Origin of the sequence: Salmonella sp. 2018103, assembly GCF_026247685.1 — a bacterium.
In the GTDB taxonomy this organism is placed as follows: Bacteria; Pseudomonadota; Gammaproteobacteria; order Enterobacterales; family Enterobacteriaceae; genus Salmonella; species Salmonella enterica.
In genome coordinates, this window is the sequence record NZ_CP111029.1 from 4575738 (window position 1) to 4597130 (window position 21393).

19 protein-coding genes and 1 pseudogene are annotated in these 21393 nt (G+C 51.7%); 13 read left to right on the forward strand and 7 right to left on the reverse strand.

What is annotated here, in order from left to right; translation table 11 throughout:
* The first annotated feature begins 120 nt into the window (after positions 1-120).
* Positions 121-1950 (forward strand): glutamine--fructose-6-phosphate transaminase (isomerizing), encoded by a 1830-nt coding sequence (glmS, locus tag OLG56_RS22005; protein ID WP_000334064.1) that lies wholly within the window; start codon positions 121-123, stop codon positions 1948-1950.
* A gap of 152 nt (positions 1951-2102) precedes the next feature.
* Here glmS and OLG56_RS22010 read toward each other — a convergent pair whose 3' ends face one another.
* Complete coding sequence (locus OLG56_RS22010) at positions 2103-3860, reverse strand: SgrR family transcriptional regulator (RefSeq protein ID WP_000213169.1); 1758 nt, start codon at positions 3858-3860, stop codon at positions 2103-2105.
* 94 nt (positions 3861-3954) lie between these two features.
* Here OLG56_RS22010 and OLG56_RS22015 point away from each other — a divergent pair, with 94 nt between their 5' ends.
* The 7 genes from OLG56_RS22015 to phoU all read left to right on the forward strand — a co-directional run bounded on the left by OLG56_RS22015 (position 3955) and on the right by phoU (position 11010).
* On the forward strand, positions 3955-4773 hold the full coding sequence (locus OLG56_RS22015; RefSeq protein ID WP_000166709.1) for a shikimate 5-dehydrogenase: 819 nt from the start codon (positions 3955-3957) through the stop codon (positions 4771-4773).
* A gap of 48 nt (positions 4774-4821) precedes the next feature.
* Positions 4822-6195 (forward strand): fructose-specific PTS transporter subunit EIIC, encoded by a 1374-nt coding sequence (locus OLG56_RS22020; protein WP_072275000.1) that lies wholly within the window; start codon positions 4822-4824, stop codon positions 6193-6195.
* Between the two features lie 165 nt (positions 6196-6360).
* Positions 6361-7401 carry a phosphate ABC transporter substrate-binding protein PstS gene (gene pstS / locus OLG56_RS22025; RefSeq protein ID WP_000867131.1) on the forward strand — a complete coding sequence of 347 codons (1041 nt, stop codon included), beginning with the start codon at positions 6361-6363 and terminating at the stop codon, positions 7399-7401.
* Between the two features lie 135 nt (positions 7402-7536).
* On the forward strand, positions 7537-8496 hold the full coding sequence (gene pstC, locus OLG56_RS22030; protein ID WP_000741630.1) for a phosphate ABC transporter permease PstC: 960 nt from the start codon (positions 7537-7539) through the stop codon (positions 8494-8496).
* Positions 8496-9386, forward strand: coding sequence for a phosphate ABC transporter permease PstA (gene pstA, locus OLG56_RS22035; protein ID WP_000212196.1), 891 nt, complete (start codon positions 8496-8498; stop codon positions 9384-9386). The genes pstC and pstA overlap by 1 nt, the downstream gene beginning before the upstream one ends.
* Positions 9387-9496: 110 nt before the next feature.
* Entirely contained in the window at positions 9497-10270 is a 774-nt protein-coding gene (gene pstB, locus OLG56_RS22040; protein ID WP_000063118.1) for a phosphate ABC transporter ATP-binding protein PstB, read from the forward strand.
* A gap of 14 nt (positions 10271-10284) precedes the next feature.
* On the forward strand, positions 10285-11010 hold the full coding sequence (gene phoU / locus OLG56_RS22045) for a phosphate signaling complex protein PhoU (RefSeq protein ID WP_000377800.1): 726 nt from the start codon (positions 10285-10287) through the stop codon (positions 11008-11010).
* A gap of 94 nt (positions 11011-11104) precedes the next feature.
* Here phoU and yieH read toward each other — a convergent pair whose 3' ends face one another.
* On the reverse strand, positions 11105-11770 hold the full coding sequence (yieH, locus tag OLG56_RS22050; RefSeq protein WP_000078081.1) for a 6-phosphogluconate phosphatase: 666 nt from the start codon (positions 11768-11770) through the stop codon (positions 11105-11107).
* Between the two features lie 168 nt (positions 11771-11938).
* Here yieH and adeP point away from each other — a divergent pair, with 168 nt between their 5' ends.
* A complete protein-coding gene (gene adeP / locus OLG56_RS22055) occupies positions 11939-13276 on the forward strand; it encodes an adenine permease AdeP (RefSeq protein ID WP_001519317.1) in 1338 nt (445 codons plus the stop codon).
* Positions 13277-13320: 44 nt separating this feature from the next.
* Here adeP and OLG56_RS22060 read toward each other — a convergent pair whose 3' ends face one another.
* The 4 genes from OLG56_RS22060 to OLG56_RS22075 form a co-directional block, all read right to left on the reverse strand.
* A complete protein-coding gene (locus tag OLG56_RS22060) occupies positions 13321-13887 on the reverse strand; it encodes an NADPH-dependent FMN reductase (RefSeq protein WP_000005236.1) in 567 nt (188 codons plus the stop codon).
* A gap of 16 nt (positions 13888-13903) precedes the next feature.
* Entirely contained in the window at positions 13904-14659 is a 756-nt protein-coding gene (locus tag OLG56_RS22065) for a 4'-phosphopantetheinyl transferase family protein (protein ID WP_000190678.1), read from the reverse strand.
* A gap of 157 nt (positions 14660-14816) precedes the next feature.
* Positions 14817-15776 carry an HTH-type transcriptional regulator YidZ gene (gene yidZ / locus OLG56_RS22070; RefSeq protein ID WP_000749364.1) on the reverse strand — a complete coding sequence of 320 codons (960 nt, stop codon included), beginning with the start codon at positions 15774-15776 and terminating at the stop codon, positions 14817-14819.
* Positions 15745-16932: an MFS transporter gene (locus OLG56_RS22075; RefSeq protein ID WP_061377478.1), complete on the reverse strand. Its 1188-nt coding sequence runs from the start codon at positions 16930-16932 to the stop codon at positions 15745-15747. Before OLG56_RS22075 ends, yidZ begins: the two co-directional genes overlap by 32 nt.
* A gap of 522 nt (positions 16933-17454) precedes the next feature.
* Here OLG56_RS22075 and OLG56_RS22080 point away from each other — a divergent pair.
* From OLG56_RS22080 to OLG56_RS22095, 4 genes and pseudogenes are all read left to right on the forward strand, one after another.
* A complete protein-coding gene (locus tag OLG56_RS22080; RefSeq protein ID WP_061377477.1) occupies positions 17455-18906 on the forward strand; it encodes an AAA family ATPase in 1452 nt (483 codons plus the stop codon).
* A complete protein-coding gene (locus OLG56_RS22085) occupies positions 18903-19541 on the forward strand; it encodes an HNH endonuclease (protein WP_047084753.1) in 639 nt (212 codons plus the stop codon). Before OLG56_RS22080 ends, OLG56_RS22085 begins: the two co-directional genes overlap by 4 nt.
* 172 nt (positions 19542-19713) lie before the next feature.
* A pseudogene (locus tag OLG56_RS22250) lies at positions 19714-19833 on the forward strand (ash family protein); the annotation flags it as partial.
* Positions 19834-19916: 83 nt separating this feature from the next.
* Entirely contained in the window at positions 19917-20120 is a 204-nt protein-coding gene (locus OLG56_RS22095; RefSeq protein WP_015959185.1) for a hypothetical protein, read from the forward strand.
* Between the two features lie 219 nt (positions 20121-20339).
* Here OLG56_RS22095 and OLG56_RS22100 read toward each other — a convergent pair whose 3' ends face one another.
* Complete coding sequence (locus tag OLG56_RS22100) at positions 20340-21392, reverse strand: helicase RepA family protein (RefSeq protein ID WP_061377476.1); 1053 nt, start codon at positions 21390-21392, stop codon at positions 20340-20342.
* Position 21393 lies beyond the last annotated feature (1 nt).

Genomic DNA, 21393 nt, shown 5'->3' on the forward strand with positions numbered 1-21393 from the left:
CTCCATGAGCAGTACTTATAAAAATAACCCCACTCTCTACAAGGCTCGGGGCGCCCGCAACGACGGGCATACAGGTCAGCGACAACGCATGGCGTAATGCCATAATCAGGAAATAAAACTATGTGTGGAATTGTTGGCGCTATCGCGCAGCGTGATGTAGCTGAAATCCTTCTCGAAGGTTTACGTCGTCTGGAATACCGCGGATATGACTCTGCCGGTCTGGCCGTGGTGGATGCAGAAGGTCATATGACCCGCCTGCGTCGCCTCGGTAAAGTCCAGATGCTGGCTCAGGCAGCGGAAGAACATCCTCTGCATGGCGGCACCGGTATTGCTCACACTCGCTGGGCGACGCACGGTGAACCTTCAGAAGCTAACGCGCATCCGCATGTTTCTGAACACATTGTGGTGGTGCATAACGGCATCATCGAAAACCATGAACCGCTGCGTGAAGCGTTAAAAGCGCGTGGCTATACCTTCGTTTCTGAAACCGACACCGAAGTGATTGCACACCTGGTAAACTGGGAACTGAAACAGGGCGGTACTCTGCGTGAGGCTGTTCTGCGTGCTATCCCGCAACTGCGTGGCGCATATGGTACGGTGATCATGGATACCCGTCACCCGGATACCCTACTGGCGGCACGTTCTGGTAGCCCGCTGGTGATTGGCCTGGGTATGGGCGAAAACTTTATCGCTTCTGACCAGCTGGCGCTGTTGCCAGTGACTCGTCGCTTTATCTTCCTTGAAGAGGGCGATATCGCTGAAATCACTCGCCGTTCGGTAAATATCTTCGATAACACCGGCGCGGAAGTAAAACGTCAGGATATCGAATCTAATCTGCAATATGACGCGGGCGATAAAGGTATTTACCGCCACTACATGCAGAAAGAAATCTACGAACAGCCGAACGCGATCAAAAACACCCTTACCGGGCGCATCAGCCACGGTCAGGTGGATTTAAGCGAGCTGGGACCGAACGCCGACGAACTGCTGTCAAAGGTTGAGCATATTCAGATCCTCGCCTGCGGTACGTCTTACAACTCCGGTATGGTTTCCCGTTACTGGTTTGAATCGCTGGCAGGTATTCCGTGCGACGTTGAAATCGCCTCTGAATTCCGCTATCGCAAATCTGCCGTGCGCCGTAATAGCCTGATGATCACACTCTCCCAGTCTGGCGAAACGGCAGATACCTTAGCGGGCCTGCGTTTATCCAAAGAATTGGGCTACCTCGGATCGCTCGCCATTTGTAACGTGCCGGGCTCTTCGCTGGTACGTGAATCCGATCTGGCGCTGATGACCAACGCGGGTACGGAAATTGGCGTAGCATCTACCAAAGCCTTCACCACCCAGTTAACCGTGCTGTTGATGCTGGTGGCGAAACTGTCTCGCCTGAAAGGTCTGGATGCGTCCATTGAGCATGATATCGTGCATGGTCTGCAGGCGCTGCCGAGCCGTATTGAGCAGATGCTGTCGCAGGACAAACGTATTGAAGCCCTGGCGGAAGATTTCTCTGACAAACACCATGCGCTGTTCCTGGGGCGTGGCGATCAATATCCGATTGCGCTCGAAGGCGCGCTGAAGCTGAAAGAGATCTCTTACATTCACGCGGAAGCCTATGCTGCAGGCGAGCTGAAACACGGGCCGTTGGCGCTGATTGACGCCGATATGCCGGTGATTGTGGTGGCGCCGAACAACGAACTGTTGGAGAAACTGAAATCCAACATCGAAGAAGTTCGCGCGCGTGGCGGTCAGTTGTACGTCTTCGCCGACCAGGATGCGGGTTTTGTGAGCAGCGACAACATGCACATCATTGAGATGCCGCATGTAGAAGAAGTGATCGCGCCTATCTTCTACACCGTTCCGCTGCAACTGCTGGCGTATCACGTGGCGCTGATTAAAGGCACCGACGTTGACCAGCCGCGTAACCTGGCGAAATCGGTGACGGTAGAGTAAGTACAAATGTTGTACCAGAAAAAAGGCTGTCGATAGACGGCCTTTTTTTGTGCGCCGTGACAGGCGCTGTTCTTTCTCTATATGGTGGCTGAAGAGCGACTAAGAGGTGCTACGCCTGCCTGCGCTACGGGCACCCGGTCACATTCTCTTCTTTAAGGCCCTGGCTCAATCCAGGTGGATCGGAAATCAAACCACCCCAGGTTATTCAGGTGGATCCCCCTGGCCCGGTCGGGGCCTTTGAGTCGCATCCAGTGGTGAAAAAGCGGTTGTAGCCAGCCTGAACGGGTGGTTTCCCTGACCAGTTGTTCCGCGCTGATTGTTTCGGCATGCCACTGGGTTTCCCATTGGGCCAGCAGCGCATCATCCCCACCGCTGATGGCGTGGCGCAGTAAAGGGGAGCCCAGCAGCCATGTACCGACGTTCCACTCTTCGGGAATGGGGAAATTAACTGTCCCCAGCCAGAGATCAACCTCGGCCTTGCCGCTTGCCCAGTCATCATAATTCAGTGCAACGCCCTCAAGTAAAATGCCCTGCTGGCGCATGATCTTTTGCATGATATCCAGAAGCATTGGAAATTCAGGGTGCTGATCGTGATAGGCCAGACGCAGTTTCGCGTAGGGCGACGACGAGATAAAAGGTGAACAGGCCGGGCCCGCCTCAATAGTATGAAACCAGGAGGACAGCAGGCTGCCGCCCGGTACCCAGAAGGGGCGAATTGCCTCACTCAGATGCTGGAGTATGGCGTAAGGGCTGAGTGTTTCCCGCAGCCAGCGGCGATGTTCGGCGGTATGCCAGTGCGGGGAGCGGCTGTCGCATAATAAAAAATAGCCTCCACGCTCAAGAAACATCTCGCGCAGGTTGTCAGAAGGTTTGCCCGCTACCTGGCTAAGCCGTCCGGAAACGTAATCCTCATCGCTCAGGCTGGAGCTGAGCCAGGCTGCCGTGTCGTTATCCGACAGCGATTCCGCCAGGTTGTCTGTCTCCGTTAAATTCGGCCAGATAAAGACCTCCACTTCATCCAGCAGCCCGCGCAGACCAAAGTAGTGGTCAAAGGCCTTCATTTGCAGATGAAAGCCATTGTTTTCCACCACCTCATAAGGGCCAGTCCCCACAGGATGTGCCGGGAAATCAGCGCGTTGTGTATGATCAGGCGGTAGGATCATGGCATCAATATGACTGAGCAGCAGCGGCAGTCGGTTATCCGGGTGCGCCAGCGTAATTTCAAGACTCAGCGGCCCGGTGGCCTGAATGGTCTGCAAGTGCGAGAACAACGGCAGCTTAGCGCTGCGGGTCAGTGAAGCGATAACCGCGTCGATCGTCAGCTCCTGACCATCATGCCAGAGGACGGCGGGGCGCAGATAAAAACGCCAGCGCAGTGGATCAATCTGCCGCCAGTGGTGGGCAAGATCGGCTTCGATTTCACCTTTTTCCTCATTTATGCGCGTCAGGCCGCTAAAAATCTGCCTGACCAGATGCTGCTCAGAGCGACGCAACGGTATGCCGGGGCACAGCGACGGCATTGTCCGGTAATAGGGGATGCACAGCCGCTGATAGTCTGCCCGCACGCTATAGCCCAGCTTTGAACGCAACAGTTGCGCCACCTGGTGCTTATTTTTACCCAGCAGTTGAATGGCCTGATCAACATGACCAGACTCCAGCAACTGCTCCGCCTTTTCGCTTAACAGCTGTTCTGGTTTATAGCGCAGGTGAAGCCGGGCGCGATGCCCACGTCCGGCCTGTGATTGCCAGATGAGCCACTTTGCCTCCTGCATCTGAAGCAACAGATTACGCATATGCCGCCGGGTGCAGAACAACACATCCGCCAGCTCCTGTAATGTCACGCTAACAGGCTTGTCGCCATAGTGCTGGAGTAGCTTTAAATATTTTTGTTCAGTGTGCCGGGTTGTCATAAAAGGTGAAATTTCCCGAACGGGAATGAGCAATTTTTAATATCCCCTTTTTAGCCGATGATTTTCTCTATCGCAACTTCTATGAGGATTCATCATGACAAAGCGCATTAATAAAGACACTCAGGTCTGCATGTCCCTGGCGGCACGCCCAAGTAACTTCGGTACACGCTTTCACAACTATCTGTACGAAGCGCTGGATCTCAATTATCTCTACAAAGCTTTCTCGCCGACCGATCTTACGCAGGCCATTAGCGGCGTGCGCGGTCTGGGGATCCGTGGGTGCGCGATCTCTATGCCATTTAAAGAAGCCTGCATTCCGCTGGTGGATGAACTGGATGCTTCCGCTCAGGCCATTCACTCAGTTAATACCATTGTGAATACCAATGGCCATCTGAAGGCGTACAACACCGATTACATTGCAATAGCTCGCTTGCTGGCGAATTACAAGGTCTCTCCCGACCTGGTGTTTGCTTTGCGTGGCAGCGGTGGTATGGCAAAGGCGGTGGCCTGCGCGCTGAAGGATGCGGGGTTTACCCGTGGTTATATTGTCGCGATTGATGAAGCGTCAGGTAAACAACTGGCCGAACTCTATGGCTATGAATGGCGCCCGGATACCGACGGTATTGAAGCTGATTTGTTAATTAACGCCACGCCTATCGGAATGGCTGGCGGTAATGATGCCGACAAACTTTCTTATTCCGAACAGGAAGTGGATAAGGCAAGCGTTATCTTTGATGTGGTGGCGCTACCGCCCGTCACGCCGCTGATCCGCTACGCCCGTGAACGCGGTAAAACCGTGATTACCGGTTCCGAAGTGTTTGCTATTCAGGCCGTGGAGCAATTTGTCCTTTATACCGGGATTCGCCCGGATGACGCGCTGTTCCAGAAAGCCGCGGCCTGGTCACGCCTGTAACATTTTTTCCCGCTTTTTCTTTAAATTAAAAGAACAGGGTACCCTACTATGACTAAAAAAATTGTTGCTGTGACGGCCTGTCCGACGGGCGTCGCCCATACCTTTATGGCGGCAGAAGCGTTGGAAATTGAAGCCCGCAAGCGTGGTGACTGGATCAAGGTTGAAACCCGTGGTTCCGTCGGGGCGAAGAACACGCTGACCACGGAAGAGATAGCGCAGGCGGATGTGGTGATTATCGCGGCGGATATTGAACTGGATCTGTCAGGCTTTGTTGGCAAAAGACTCTATCGCACCAGTACCGGCGCGGCGCTAAAAAAGAGTGCGCAGGAAATGGATAATGCTTTCAATAGCGCCGAGGTCTATCAGGGGAGTGCCGGGCGCCCTTCTTCAGCTGGTAAAACAGAGCTACCCGGCGTTTATAAGCATTTAATGACCGGCGTATCCCATATGCTTCCTTTGGTGGTGGCGGGAGGATTGTGTATCGCGCTCTCTTTTGTCTTCGGTATCCAGGCCTTCAACGAGCCGGACACGCTGGCGGCTGCGTTATTTCAAATCGGCGGTAAGGCGGCCTTTGCGCTGATGGTGCCGGTACTGGCTGGGTTTATTGCCTTCTCAATTGCCGATCGTCCGGGTCTGGCCCCGGGGCTTATTGGCGGGATGTTGGCCAGCCTGTGCGGCGCTGGTTTCCTGGGTGGGATTGTGGCCGGTTTTCTGGCCGGTTACAGCGTACGGTTTCTGGCGCAAAATATTAAGCTGCCGGCGTCGATGGAAGCGCTTAAACCTGTGCTGGTTCTGCCGCTACTGTCTACGCTGATTACCGGCCTAATCATGATTTACGTGGTGGGTGGCCCCGTTTCTGCGGTGATGGAAGGGTTGACGACGTTCCTGGGGAATATGACCTCTACGAATGCTATCTTGCTGGGAATGTTGCTGGGCGCAATGCAAGGTTTTGACCTTGGCGGGCCGGTGAATAAAGCTGCGTATACCTTCGGCGTCGGTTTACTGGCTTCTCATTCTTATATGCCAATGGCGGCCATTATGGCGGCAGGGATGGTACCGGCATTAGGAATGGGCGTCGCAACCTGGGCGGCCAGAGCGAAATTCAATGCCGCTGAGCATGAAGCGGGTAACGCATCCTTTATCCTGGGGCTGTGCTTTATCTCTGAAGGGGCGATTCCCTTCGCCGCGCGTGACCCGATGCGCGTCATCCCTTCCACGATGGTCGGTGGCGCAATCGCCGGGGGACTATCCATGTATTTCGGTTGTACACTGATGGCGCCACACGGCGGCCTCTTTGTCCTGGCGATCCCACATGCGGTAGAACATGTGATGCAATATCTGCTCTCTATTGCCCTGGGCACTATTGCCTGCGGCCTGATGTACGCGCTGTTGAAACCGTCTGCGGTTGCGCAAACAGTCTAATTCATCTCCCCCTGCAGGCTGGTCTGGTGTCTCCCCGGGCCAGCTTTTTTATTTCCATTGTCATCAAACCGTCATAATCAAGACATATAACTGTCATCAATTTGTCCTATTTTGCTCATCGTAGCAACTCAAACAATGATTTACCGAAACCGTGCAGGAGACATTATGAAAGTTATGCGTACCACTGTCGCAACTGTTGTCGCCGCGACCTTATCGATGAGCGCGTTCTCTGCCTTTGCAGCAGCAAGCCTGACAGGTGCCGGTGCAACGTTTCCTGCGCCGGTGTATGCCAAATGGGCGGATACCTACCAGAAAGAAACCGGTAACAAAGTTAATTACCAGGGGATAGGCTCTTCCGGCGGCGTGAAACAAATCACCGCGAATACCGTTGATTTTGGCGCTTCCGATGCGCCGCTGTCTGACGAAAAACTGAATCAGGAAGGCCTGTTCCAGTTTCCGACTGTGATCGGCGGCGTGGTGCTGGCGGTGAATATTCCAGGCCTCAAATCCGGCGAACTGGTGCTGGATGGTAAAACGCTGGGTGACATCTACCTCGGTAAAATCAAGAAGTGGGATGATGAAGCCATCACCAAATTGAACCCAGGCGTGAAGCTGCCTTCTCAGAACATCGCTGTGGTGCGTCGCGCTGACGGTTCCGGTACCTCCTTCGTGTTCACCAGTTACCTGGCGAAAGTCAACGACGAGTGGAAATCGAAAGTGGGCGCGGGTTCTACCGTGAACTGGCCAACCGGCCTGGGCGGTAAAGGTAACGACGGCATCGCGGCATTTGTACAGCGTCTGCCAGGCGCTATTGGCTACGTTGAGTATGCGTATGCCAAGCAGAACAACCTGGCCTACACCAAACTGGTTTCTGCCGACGGCAAACCGGTAAGCCCGACGGAAGAGAGCTTCTCTAATGCGGCGAAAGGCGCAGACTGGAGCAAAACCTTCGCGCAGGATCTGACCAACCAGAAAGGTGACGATGTGTGGCCAATCACCTCCACCACCTTTATCCTGGTCCACAAAGCGCAGAAGAAACCTGAGCAGGGTGCTGAAGTGCTGAAGTTCTTCGACTGGGCCTACAAAAATGGCGCTAAACAGGCGAATGATCTGGACTACGCCAGCCTGCCGGATAACGTCGTTGAGCAGGTTCGTACTGCCTGGAAGACCAGTATAAAAGACAGCAACGGTAAGGCGCTGTATTAATTAACGAATTGGCGGATGGCGCTACGCTTATCCGCCCTACGGTTTCGACCGCAGGCCCACGTTGTAGGCCGGATAAGCGTAGCGCCATCCGGCAGGGGCAACGTCGTAAAACGCGTTTAATGGAAAGAGTAATTTATGGCTGCAACCAAGCCTGCTTTTAACCCGCCGGGTAAAAAAGGCGACATGATTTTCAGCGCGCTGGTAAAACTGGCTGCGCTGATTGTGCTATTGATGTTGGGCGGTATTATCGTCTCATTGATCATCTCCTCCTGGCCAAGTATCCAGAAATTTGGTTTCTCATTTCTTTGGACTAAGGAATGGGACGCGCCAAACGATATCTACGGCGCGCTGGTGCCCATTTACGGCACGCTGGTGACCTCCTTTATCGCCCTGCTGATCGCCGTTCCGGTCAGTTTCGGCATTGCCCTGTTTTTAACCGAGCTGGCGCCAGGCTGGCTAAAGCGTCCGCTCGGCATCGCCATTGAACTGCTGGCGGCAATTCCCAGTATCGTGTACGGCATGTGGGGGCTGTTTATCTTCGCGCCGCTGTTTGCGACGTACTTCCAGGAGCCGGTCGGCAATATTCTTTCCAACATTCCTTTTGTCGGCGCGCTGTTCTCCGGCCCGGCGTTTGGTATCGGCATTCTGGCGGCGGGCGTCATCCTCGCCATCATGATCATCCCCTACATTGCGGCGGTTATGCGCGACGTCTTCGAGCAAACGCCGGTAATGATGAAAGAGTCCGCTTACGGTATCGGCTGCACTACCTGGGAAGTTATCTGGCGCATCGTGCTACCGTTCACCAAAAATGGCGTGATCGGCGGCATTATGCTGGGACTGGGCCGTGCTCTGGGTGAAACGATGGCGGTCACTTTTATCATCGGCAACACCTACCAGCTCGACAGCGCGTCGCTGTATATGCCGGGCAACAGCATCACTTCCGCACTGGCGAACGAATTCGCTGAGGCGGAATCGGGTCTGCACGTGGCAGCGTTGATGGAACTGGGGCTGATTCTGTTTGTGATCACCTTTATCGTCCTGGCGGCGTCTAAGTTCATGATTATGCGTCTGGCGAAGAACGAGGGAGCACGTTAATGGCTACGCTTGATATGCAGAACACCGCGCAGCTCGCGGAATCCCGTCGCAAGATGCAGGCGCGTCGCCGCATGAAGAACCGTATCGCACTAACGCTCTCAATGGCGACGATGGCATTTGGCCTGTTCTGGCTGATCTGGATTTTGATGTCCACCATCACGCGCGGCATTGATGGTATGTCGCTGGCGCTGTTTACCGAAATGACGCCGCCGCCGAACACGGCGGGCGGCGGGCTGGCGAACGCCCTGGCAGGGAGTGGATTATTGATTCTCTGGGCTACCGTATTGGGTACGCCGCTGGGGATTATGGCCGGGATCTATCTGGCGGAATATGGCCGTAAATCCTGGCTGGCGGAAATTATTCGCTTTATTAACGACATTCTGCTTTCCGCGCCGTCAATTGTTGTGGGGCTGTTTGTTTACACCATCGTGGTGGCGCAGATGCAGCACTTCTCTGGTTGGGCTGGGGTGATTGCGCTGGCGCTGTTGCAGGTGCCGATCGTTATCCGTACCACTGAAAACATGCTCAAATTGGTGCCGGATAGCCTGCGTGAAGCCGCTTATGCGCTGGGTACGCCGAAGTGGAAGATGATCTCCGCGATTACGCTGAAAGCCTCTATCTCCGGCATTATGACCGGTATCCTGCTGGCTATTGCGCGTATTGCCGGCGAAACGGCGCCATTGTTGTTTACCGCGCTCTCCAACCAGTTCTGGAGCACCGACATGATGCAGCCGATCGCCAACCTGCCGGTGACCATTTTTAAATTCGCGATGAGTCCGTTTGCCGAATGGCAACAATTAGCCTGGGCGGGCGTGCTGATTATTACCCTGTGCGTACTGCTGCTGAATATTCTGGCGCGCGTGATTTTCGCCAAGAAGAAACACGGTTAAGTTTAATACCTTGCCGGATGGCGGCGTAAACGCCTTATCCGGCCTACGGTTGACATATATGTAGGCCTGATAAGCGAAGCGCCATCAGGCATGATGAGGAAAAGAGTGAAATGAGTATGGTTGAAACTGCCCCGAGTAAGATTCAGGTTCGTGATTTGAACTTCTACTACGGCAAATTCCATGCCCTGAAGAACATTAATCTGGATATCGCGAAGAATCAGGTAACGGCATTTATCGGGCCATCCGGCTGCGGTAAATCAACGCTACTGCGTACCTTCAATAAAATGTATTCGCTTTATCCGGAGCAGCGCGCGGAAGGTGAAATTCTGCTGGATGGCGACAATATTCTCACCAACACCCAGGATATCGCGCTGCTGCGCGCAAAAGTGGGGATGGTATTCCAGAAGCCGACGCCGTTCCCGATGTCCATCTATGACAATATCGCCTTTGGCGTGCGTCTGTTTGAGAAGCTGTCTCGCGCCGATATGGACGAACGCGTGCAGTGGGCCTTGACCAAGGCCGCATTATGGAACGAAACCAAAGATAAACTGCACCAGAGCGGGTACTCTCTCTCCGGTGGTCAGCAGCAGCGCCTGTGCATTGCGCGCGGTATCGCCATTCGCCCGGAAGTGCTGCTGCTGGATGAGCCATGTTCAGCTCTGGACCCGATCTCTACCGGGCGGATTGAAGAGCTGATCACCGAGCTGAAACAGGATTACACCGTGGTGATCGTGACCCACAACATGCAGCAGGCGGCACGTTGTTCCGATCATACGGCGTTTATGTACCTGGGCGAGTTGATTGAGTTCAGCAACACGGACGATCTGTTCACCAAGCCCGCGAAGAAACAAACAGAAGACTATATCACCGGTCGTTACGGTTAATTCAGGAGTGCGTAATGGACAGTCTGAACCTTAATAAACATATTTCCGGCCAGTTCAACGCAGAACTGGAAAGCATCCGCACTCAGGTAATGACCATGGGCGGCATGGTGGAGCAGCAGCTTTCTGACGCTATCACCGCCATGCACAACCAGGACAGCGAGCTGGCGAAGCGCGTGGTAGAAGGCGACCATCAGGTTAATATGATGGAAGTCGCCATCGATGAAGCCTGTGTGCGTATTATCGCCAAGCGCCAGCCGACGGCGAGTGACCTGCGCCTGGTAATGGCGATTATCAAAACCATCGCCGAACTGGAGCGCATTGGCGACGTGGCGGATAAAATCTGCCGTACCGCGCTGGAGAAATTCTCCCAGCAGCACCAGCCACTGCTGGTCAGCCTGGAGTCGCTGGGTCGCCACACCGTGCAGATGCTACACGACGTGCTGGATGCGTTCGCGCGGATGGATCTCGACGAAGCGGTGCGTATCTACCGTGAAGACAAGAAAGTTGACCAGGAATATGAAGGCATCGTGCGTCAGCTGATGACCTACATGATGGAAGACTCGCGCACCATTCCCAGCGTGCTGACCGCGTTATTCTGCGCGCGCTCTATCGAGCGTATCGGTGACCGTTGCCAGAATATTTGCGAATACATCTTCTACTTCGTGAAGGGGCAGGATTTCCGTCACGTGGGCGGAGATGAGCTGGATAAACTGCTGGCGGGGAAAGATCCGAAAGAGTAAATCTCATTCTTTTGCCCGGTGGCGCTGCGCTTACCGGGCCTACAGGTACAGATGCTGTAGGCCGGATAAGCGTCAGCGCCATCCGGCATTTCAGTTAACGCGTAATCTCCCACCCGCGCGCTTTCCACAATCCCGGCAACTGCGCCAAATCGGTAAACGTCGTCACGTTAGGGTGATCGATCGGCTTGTTATGCGGATCGGCGCAGAAATAAAACACTTCCATTCCCGCTGCAATTCCTGACTGCGCGCCTGCGCTGGAATCATCCACCAGAATACACTTCTCAACATTGACCTTCATGGCGTTCGCCGCATGGAGCATCAGCGCCGGATCGGGCTTCCAGCGTTGAATATCGTAACCGCTAAACAGCAAATCGGGAAAATGATGCAACATGCCCAGTTTACCCAGCGAATGCTGCATCTTACTGACCGGCCCGTTGGATACCACGCACATGGGCGTCTTAATGCTCTCCAGCAGGGTATTTGCGCCCGCGATCGCTTCCAGTTCGGTATCGAACAGGCGCGCAACCTCGGCGCGATACACCGGCTCCAGCTCCGCCTTTGCCAGCGCAACGCCATGCTCTTTACTGATGGTATCGATAATTTCGTAGAGCTTTACGCCTTTAAAGCGTCTGAATACTTCCGTGAGCTCAAGCGTAATGCCGAACTGCCGGAACATAGTGACATAGGCGCGCGAGCAAATCACTTCACTGTCGACCAGCGTGCCGTCACAGTCAAAAAACACCGCTTCGATTTGGGACATGTCATTTCCATTTTAACAAGTTTAACGTTTACGTAATGCTGAATGAGGGGACGCAATCGTTGCCGTACTAACAAATTGAGTGAAAAAAATTACCACACAACTGCGCCAGGTGTCGCATTTTGGTATAGGATAACGGCGAATTTTCCCTCCTTTCTCCGGAAATTGATAATGAGTCAACAACACACCACCCAGGCTTCTGGTCAGGGTATGCTGGAACGCGTGTTTAAACTGCGTGAACATGGCACGACGGCACGAACCGAAGTGATCGCCGGTTTTACCACTTTCCTGACGATGGTTTATATCGTTTTTGTTAACCCGCAAATTCTGGGCGTAGCTGGCATGGACACCAGCGCCGTCTTTGTGACCACCTGTCTGATTGCGGCCTTTGGCAGTATTCTGATGGGTCTGTTCGCTAACCTGCCGGTGGCGCTGGCGCCCGCGATGGGGCTGAATGCGTTCTTTGCCTTCGTGGTTGTGCAGGCAATGGGACTGCCGTGGCAGGTAGGCATGGGCGCCATTTTCTGGGGCGCTGTTGGTCTTTTATTGCTGACTATCTTCCGCGTGCGTTACTGGATGATCGCCAACATTCCGGTCAGCCTGCGCGTGGGCATCACCAGCGGCATCGGCCTGTTTATCGGCATGATGGGGCTAAAAAACGCCGGCGTGATTGTCGCCAATCCAGAAACGCTGGTCAGCATCGGCAACCTGACCTCGCACAGCGTGCTGCTGGGGGTTCTCGGATTCTTTATTATTGCGATTCTCGCTTCGCGCAACATTCATGCGGCGGTGCTGGTGTCCATCATCGTCACGACGCTGCTTGGCTGGATGATGGGCGATGTGCACTACAACGGCATTGTCTCCGCGCCGCCAAGCGTCACCAGCGTGGTAGGGCATGTCGATTTGGCAGGCTCGTTCAATCTTGGCCTGGCGGGGGTTATTTTCTCCTTTATGTTGGTAAACCTGTTTGACTCCTCCGGTACGCTGATTGGCGTGACCGATAAAGCCGGCCTGGCGGATGAGAAAGGCAAATTCCCGCGCATGAAGCAGGCGCTGTTTGTTGATAGTATCTCTTCTGTCACTGGCGCATTTGTCGGAACCTCTTCTGTGACCGCTTATATTGAATCCTCTTCTGGCGTTTCGGTGGGCGGTCGCACCGGTTTGACGGCGGTGGTGGTCGGTATTTTGTTCCTGCTGGTTATCTTCCTGTCGCCGCTGGCGGGCATGGTGCCGCCTTACGCGGCGGCGGGCGCGCTGATTTACGTCGGCGTGCTGATGACCTCCAGCCTGGCGCGGGTAAACTGGCAGGATTTAACCGAATCGGTCCCGGCGTTTATTACGGCGGTAATGATGCCGTTTAGCTTTTCGATCACCGAAGGTATCGCGCTGGGCTTTATCTCTTACTGCGTGATGAAAATCGGTACCGGTCGCCTGCGCGACCTTAGCCCGTGCGTAGTGATTGTCGCGCTGTTATTCGTGCTGAAGATTGTGTTTATTGACGCACACTGATGAAATGAACCCTCGCCCCATCGGGGGGAGGGTTTTTAACGAACTTACGCTTTAACGCGCTGAATATACTCGCCAAATGCGGTCAACTGACCGGTCAAATGATCTAACGTTCCCTGCTCAATCACTTCGCCCAGTTGCGGGTCGACTTTATTCTGAATCACGCCGCCCATAAATTCCGGTTTATTCATCACCATTGCATCAAGGAACACCAGAATCTGGCGCAGATGATACTGGCAGCGCGCGCCGCCAATCGCCCCCATTGAACTGGTCTGGATAAGAACGGGTTTACCCGCCAGCGGCTGCTCAGGCAGACGGGATAGCCAGTCGATGGCATTCTTCAGGCCGCCGGGAACGGAATAGTTATATTCCGGCGTCACAATGACGACGCCGTCGGCGTTGCGAATCTGCTCCGCCAGCGCCTCTACGCTGGCTGGAAATCCCTCTTCCTGCTGGATATCGGCGTCATACAGCGGAATATCCCCGATCGAAGGCAGCGGCGATACCGTCATTCCTGTCGGCGCGACTTTAGGCAGAGTACGCGCCACCATCCCGTTAAAGGAACCTTTGCGTAAACTTCCCAGCAATGTAACCACATTCAGCGTTTCAGACATACGTGCCCCTTTTTCATTATGAACGATTAAGCGTATACGATTTGGCGGCGGGGAGTTGGGCGAATCGCATCAGACGCCCGGTTGGCTCATTGGCGCGCGTCTGGATATCGGGCAGGCTTTTCCAGCCCAGTTTGCCATCGAACTCCCACACTTTTAATTTTTCTATCGCTGGCGTAACGGTTACGGACCATACCAGCACATCTTCCGCATCGCATACGGCTTCAAGCTGTGTGACATGCGCGCACTTCAGGCGTCCGGCAACGGGTAAAAGTTGCAGCTCCCGCGGATCGTCATTCATGACATCGCCGGTGAGTTTTAACACGCTCTGGCGCAATGTGATGAGTTGCGCTCGCGCTTCGTTGGGATCGTTTTGATTGGCTACCCATAAGTTTTCATTACGGGAGAAAGGGTGGCGTTCGAGCGAATGCGGATGGTGAAAGCCGCGGGAGGTGCGCTGTAATTCCATATCCAGCCCGCACTCTCCTTCGGTGGTCAACGCCACGCCAACCATATTTCCGGCGTAGGAGATAGAAAAACCTGGCAGATTTTTGTCACGAAACGCGGGTTTACCTTTCGCCTGAATAATGATTTCCGGCAGCTCGCTAATTCCGTACAGCATAAACATCAGTTCGGCAAGAAGGCCTCTGGAGGCGAGAAAACGCGTTCGTCGGTGAGCAGGCAGGTTTCTGGCTTCAATATGGCAAGACGAAGAGAGACGAATTGAAACCAACTGTCCCTCCGTAAGTATCCCTCTGGCAAAGTGAGTCGCCATTTTTCGCTCCGTGATTAATGGGCCGTGATAATGACGAGAGTAACATTAACGTAAATTATGGACAGGTTTTACGCGCTAAAAATTCAATTTCAGAACGTTCTTTAATCAGACGGTGACATTTCTGGTAAGAGGAAGGTTAATTTATCAACGCAGGTGGTCAGATAAGGCGACGGCAGAGCGTGTTGATAGCCTGTCGTAGCCACACAATCTTGGGATTATGACTATTACGTTTGTGCCATAATAGGGTAAACGGCACCAACAGCTTTTCCCGCTGTTGCGCATCAAAAGGCAGGGGGCGCGCCACTAACGGTAGCTGGTGGAGCTGATTGTAGTGCTGGCAATAGCGCGGCGCGGTTGCTATCAGGGTGTGATCCGGCTGGGCGGCCATAAAGAGCGACTGCTCGAACCCCGGCAGGCTCAACGCGATATGGCGTTTGCGTCCCATTTCTTGCAGGACATCATCCAGCGCCCAGGTATCGCTTTGCTCCCAGCAAATACTGATATGCGGGTAGCGCAGAAATGTGTCCAGATCCCACGCTTCGCGCAGCGCCGGATGATCTTCCCGCAGCCAGACCCACGGCAAATCGCTAAACAACACCTCAAAATCAATCGCGAGCGGCAACAGACTGAGCAATTCTCGCGAGCGGGGATGGCTTTCGCGTCCGGTAAATCCGATATCGACTTCCCCACGCGTAATCGCCTCCAGTGAGTCATAATCCCAGTTGCGAACCTTAATGGTAGCCTGCGGATAGCGTTGATAAATCTGCTGCGACAGTGAATTAAACATAATCATCATCAGCGGCGACTCTGCCGCCAACTCAAATTTTAAACCGCGCGGCGTTTGATGATGCGGCTTATCAAGCAGTTGATTCCCCATCTGCATCCAGTCCGCCAGACTTTGCTCCATACTGACCATCAGCGGCGTCGGCGCCAGACCCAGCGGCGTATTGACGAACAGCGGATCGTCAAACCATGCCCGGAGTTTCGCCAGCGATTTGCTGACCGCAGAGGGCGTTACGTTCATCCGTTTTGCAGCTTTAGTGACGCTGCGCTCCTGCATGAGTAACTGTAGGCATAACAGCAGATTAAGATCGAGATTGGTAAGGGATTTCTTCATGCTCGGCTACGGACCTGTTGGGCGCGACGGAGAAGATCAGCAGAATACTCACTATGCTACAACCAATCAGAATCCCGATCAGCATATTCATCGCGCTGATACCGAGTATTGCCGCCAGCCAAATCCACAGTGATGAACCGCAAACCTGCGCGATACCCAGCGTGGAACTGGCCACTCCGGCGCGCAGCGAAAACGGCCCCAGCGCCTGGCTCATCGCGACGCCAAAACCAACCGAGAATCCGGCGCAGATAAGCGTCAGGCCAAAGAGCGTGACGGTATTGGTATGAGCAAGGCTTAACGTCACGCCAGCCGTCAAAAACAGCCCCTGTGAGACGAGCATTAAGGTTCGCGGCTTAAATAACCCAAGCGCAAAAGGGGTAGAAAAAGAGACGACCATGCTGACGCCTGCGGTGAGCGCCATGGTAATGGCATAGTCGCCACGGCTAAATCCCATCACCTCCATCAGCAGCACTGGAGAGGCATTGACGAAGGTCAGGATCACCGACACGCTAAGGGTGGTGATCGCCAGTCGACTGACGAAAAAACGGTTAACCAGCGACTCGGCGGCGGGCGACGATCGTGATAAATCGCGTGGAGCCAGCCTTGCCGGGCGCGTCTCGCGCAGGATAAACAGTGATAACAGGCCCACAATAATGCCCATCGCGGACATCGTATAGAACAGACTTTGCCAGGGGAAACGAAGCATAATCAAATGCCCCATCACCGGGGCGAGTACCGGCACAATACAGGTAATCCCATTCAATAATGACAGCACTTTCGCCCGACGATGCTCGTCGAGCGTGTCGCGCAGAATGGCGAACGCCACCACATAGCAGCCGCCTGCTCCTACCCCCTGAAGAAAACGCCCACTCAGAAATAGCGAGCCTTCCGACGCCCGTGAACAAAGCAGTGAGGCTATCATAAAGACGAGCGCGCCGACGATCGCGACCGGCTTGCGGCCTGACTGGTCGGCTATCTTCCCGGCAAACAGCATGGCCGTCGCCATTCCGGCCAGGTAAACGGAGAAGGCGATATGCAACTGCGCCTCGCTGGCGTTCAGATCGGCGGCTATACGCGGTAAACCGACCAGATACATATCAATACCGGCAGGATAGAGTAAAACCAGGGCAAAACTACACAGTAGAAAACGTTTCATAGCGGCCTCACGAAAAGTGTGGCGCTAAGAATACGGGACGACGTTGCGCGAGACGAGTTGCCATTTGGACAACAGTGATTTCCGCATGGGAAATCATTGCTGTCGGATGGCAGCATAAACGCCTTATCCGGCTTACGGGGTTTGTAGGCCCGGTAAGCATCGCGCCACCGGGCAACATAACGTTCAATACAGAAGCTGGAAAGTCGTGCTAACTCGTTAATCTATCAGCGATACATTGCCTTGAAAACATGGCTATGGGCACATTCAAGGACACAAAAGCAGGATACTGCTTTGTTTTATGCGGTGCGCATAAAATTCGAAGGAGCGATGTTAGCGGAAGGCTCACTGCTTCAGTGCCTCATGTCTAAGCCAACATTTTTTTGATAGTATTTGAGTTCGGTAAAGTTAATTTACATATAAAAAGTGAACCGTGGGACGTAAACCATACATATCTATTGATAAATTTTTATGAATTATGCAGTATAGATTAAATATTTAAAATCGAAGTGTGAGACAATTACGATGAGTTTTTATATAGAAAGTGCTCTTGTTGATAATAAGAGAATAGAACTAGTACCACAATCAACTCATGATATAGGTAATAAATACACAGTTTTAATTGGGAGGAATGGGACTGGCAAAAGTATATTTTTAAGTAAACTTGCAAATAGTTTATGCAGTATTCAAATGGAAAACAAATATTTAAAGCGTGATTTTGATATTAACGAAAAAAACAACACCAAGATGTCTTTTAACATTGTGAACGATGGTGTCGAAAATGAGATTCGGTTGGAAGGGCGTAAGTTTGTAGGTGGTGATAGTAAGTATCTTCTTCCTTCAGTTTTGACATGTATATCAACAAGTCCATTTGATAAATTTTCATCAGAGCGTAGGTTTTATAACTCCAAAAATGAGGTTAATACATTCTATCATTATTTTGGATTGAAAGAATTAGGTCGGAAAAATGCCATTCATGCTTTTATTGAAAAAATTCTATATTCAAAAATTAATAGTTTATTACAAAGTGATAGGGAATCATTTGAAAAAATATTGGGTTTTTTAAATTATCAGCCTAAAATAAAACTTGAGTTTCGCACTAGAATTAGTTTCAAAACATTATTTAAACTCGATGATGAAGAGCTTGTAAGCCAAATTGAAAGACCAATTTTTACACACACAGGTGTATATAGGCGAAGTAAAAGCCAATCTGATTATGATGTATCTAGAATAAGAAATGCATTATTATTCATTAACGATTATATTTTATCTTCATCAGATAGACGTTCAAGTGCTGAGGCAAGGTATTTTGATGTCGAAATAAATGCTCTTGATGAGAATATGATAAATATACCTGAGATAGTGATGCATGAGATATTATATTTAATGAAATTGAATTTATTATCTATTAGAGATATATATCTGTATAAAAAATCAGGTGATGAAGTTGTATTGTATGAAGCTAGTTCTGGTGAGCAGTGTTTACTAATAAATACATTTGGCATTGCTAATTGTATTGCAGATAATGCCTTAATACTGATAGATGAGCCAGAAGTAAGTCTTCATCCGGAGTGGCAGGAGGTTTATATTGAGTTACTTATGGATGTCTTTAGTCATAAGAAAGGATGTCACTTTATTATTGCAACTCACTCCCCTCAAATAATATCCAATCTTAAGAAAGATAACTGTTTTATTACTACTCTTGAAAATGGGAAAACATATCATGCTAAAGATTTCATAAATAAGTCAGCAGATTTTCAACTCGCAACTCTAATGGAAGCTCCTGGGCATGAGAATGAATATTTAAAAAGACTGGCGGTTAATATCTTAAGTAAAATTTCGGCCAATGAAAAGTTGAGTGAACAAGATATAAATGATGTTCTATGGCTTAAAGATATATCTAAAAACATAGAACCAAACGATACAGTCATGTTTCTTATTGGTTTGATCGTTAAGAGCAAGGTATCTTTGAAATGATTTCTAATGCTTATTTGTATAATAATGATTTTCAGGAAAGGATAAATGCAAAAATAAGCTCAGAGGGGTTTTGTTCTGATTCATGGTCTGATAATGATATTAGTGATATTAAAGAGTCAATAAAGCAATTTTATATACCTGAACAAAACCATATTTGTCCTTATTGCCAACAAAGATTTTTGACTAACAATGGGAGGCAATGGGATATAGAACATATAATACCACGCCAAACTCAAGTTGGTTTCATGTTTACCCCACAGAATTTATGTGTCTGTTGCCCTGATTGTAATAGTCATAAAGGATATAAAAAAACAACGACTAGTGTCGCTAAAAAAACGCTACCTACAAAATCTCACTTATATCTTATCGTTCACCCACACTTCGATAAATATGACGATCATATAGAGGTCATTGAACCCGGATATCTCTATAGAGCAAAAAGTAAGAAAGGTGAAAATACAATGTATGTTTGTTCATTAAACAGGTTTTATCAGTTTTCTGGTTATAATTCTGCAGTAGCAACAGATCATCGCTTGATGATGTTGGCAAATGGTTTATCTTCTGCACAGAGCGAAGAAGAGAAAAGGCAAATACGTCGAGAAATGATATCTATATCACTACGGGCAAACATATAGTACGGCTTTTGAGGTAATTGATTTTATAAAACAACATTAGTTTAAAAACTAGCTTTCTTCATTTTCAGACGCTATATTTTCTCGGTTGCGGCAAAACCGCAGCCGGAATTGGCGTTCCGAATTATCACGAGTGTCGGTAGCTATGTTTGCAGTGCTACTGGCGCGGCCTGCGCTCGCCCCTTCAATGGTGGCTCAGGCAGGGGCTTCGAAAGAAGCGCCGGGTCGTGATAACCGGTACGCCAACCCTGTCTGGGTCACCACCAGTGAGCCTGGCGTCTCCGGTGGAGGCGTTAACCTGCTTATCACGAAGCGGAGTGCTGCGTATGTGTCCTGTCCCTGAATTTCCCATTGCACCAGCCTCCGCCGGAGGTATCTATGAAAATCACCGTAGAACAACCCTCAGCCAGAGAACTGGTCGATCGCTCGCGAGTCCTGGTGCATGTGATGCTTGAGCATCCTGACGATATCGGCCCGAATTATGCGTTGCTTCTCATCCTTGCCGACCAGCTACAACTATTAAGGGATGCTTTTGAAGAGGATGAGATCAGACGGCTTAGAGACGAGAAATTACCTCAGTAATTCTTACAGCGACCACAGAATCAGGGACAGATGTTGTGGTTGATTCCCCCACCTGCTTTTTCCTGGCTGGCTCCCCCATATTCTCTGAGGTGAATTCCATGGTCACAGCAATGGCGCGGGTTGAAAGGGCATCCCCCATCTTTCGCTGTTAAAGGTGAATAATGTGGGGGGAGTCGAGTACCTGCCAGTGTATCCCCCCATATATTCCGAGTTCCACCATCATTCCCCCATAGCCGGGAGCCGGATCTGTTCTCCATCGAGCACAATCAGTTGCTCGCGCAGCAGCTTCTCCAGCCAGCGCGAAAATTTCTTCTCGACGTTAATTCCCTTAGCCCGTAGATCGTCGCGCAAGAGCGTGCGGGTACAAGGCTTATTCTGGCTGATGCGTTGGTTAATACAGCGCCATAACGTCGTATGGTTGCGGGTGATATGAGGAACGCCGGGTGGTATGCCACTACTCAGTAAGTCATCGTCTGGTTGCCGGGGTTCGTCGTTCAGTACCAGCGAGGTCACTGGTTCGCCATCACTATCGGTATAGATAAAAACTTCCTCAAGATCGTAGGCGGTGACCTCCGGCATCTCCGCATCTTTCATCTTTGTACAACTCAGGGTGATAGCGTTGCGACGTCCCTCACGCCTGACATTAAACTCGGCATCCAGCGCGGCCTGAAAAGCACTTGAACCGCGTGCGCCCCGTTCCTGATCCTTACCCGAGTGATGAACGATCATCATCGCTGCGCGCGTATGATACCGAATGGTGTCGCAACCCTGGATAAATGCGCCCATATCCCGCGCGGTGTTTTCATCTGAGTTACCAAAACAGCGGGCCAGCGTATCGAGGATGATCAGCCGTACCGGCATTCCGGTCATGTTCTGAATGTCCTTTGCCGCCAGGATCACCTGCTCGATGCTTCCCGGAGCGGCTGGAAAGATCGGGCAGTCGACGCGAAACAGGTTATCGAGCGCCATCTCGTCATTAACGCTGAGTTCCCAGGCGCGGATCCGCCGCGATACACCGGTTCCTCCTTCTCCGGCGATAAACAGCACAGCCCCTTGATTGACTCGCTTTCCACCCCATGACGTACCGCTGGCAATATGGCGCGCCAGCGATACTGCCAAAAAGGATTTAAAAGAGCCGCCGGGGCCGTAAATACTGCACAGCGCCCGGGCGGGAATGAGTCCTTTCACCAGATAATCCTGACTCGTGTTAAACCCTTCCGAGCCCCGGCGCAGCGGAAGGGAGGTGGTAAGAGTACGGTCTGATGCTGTCATG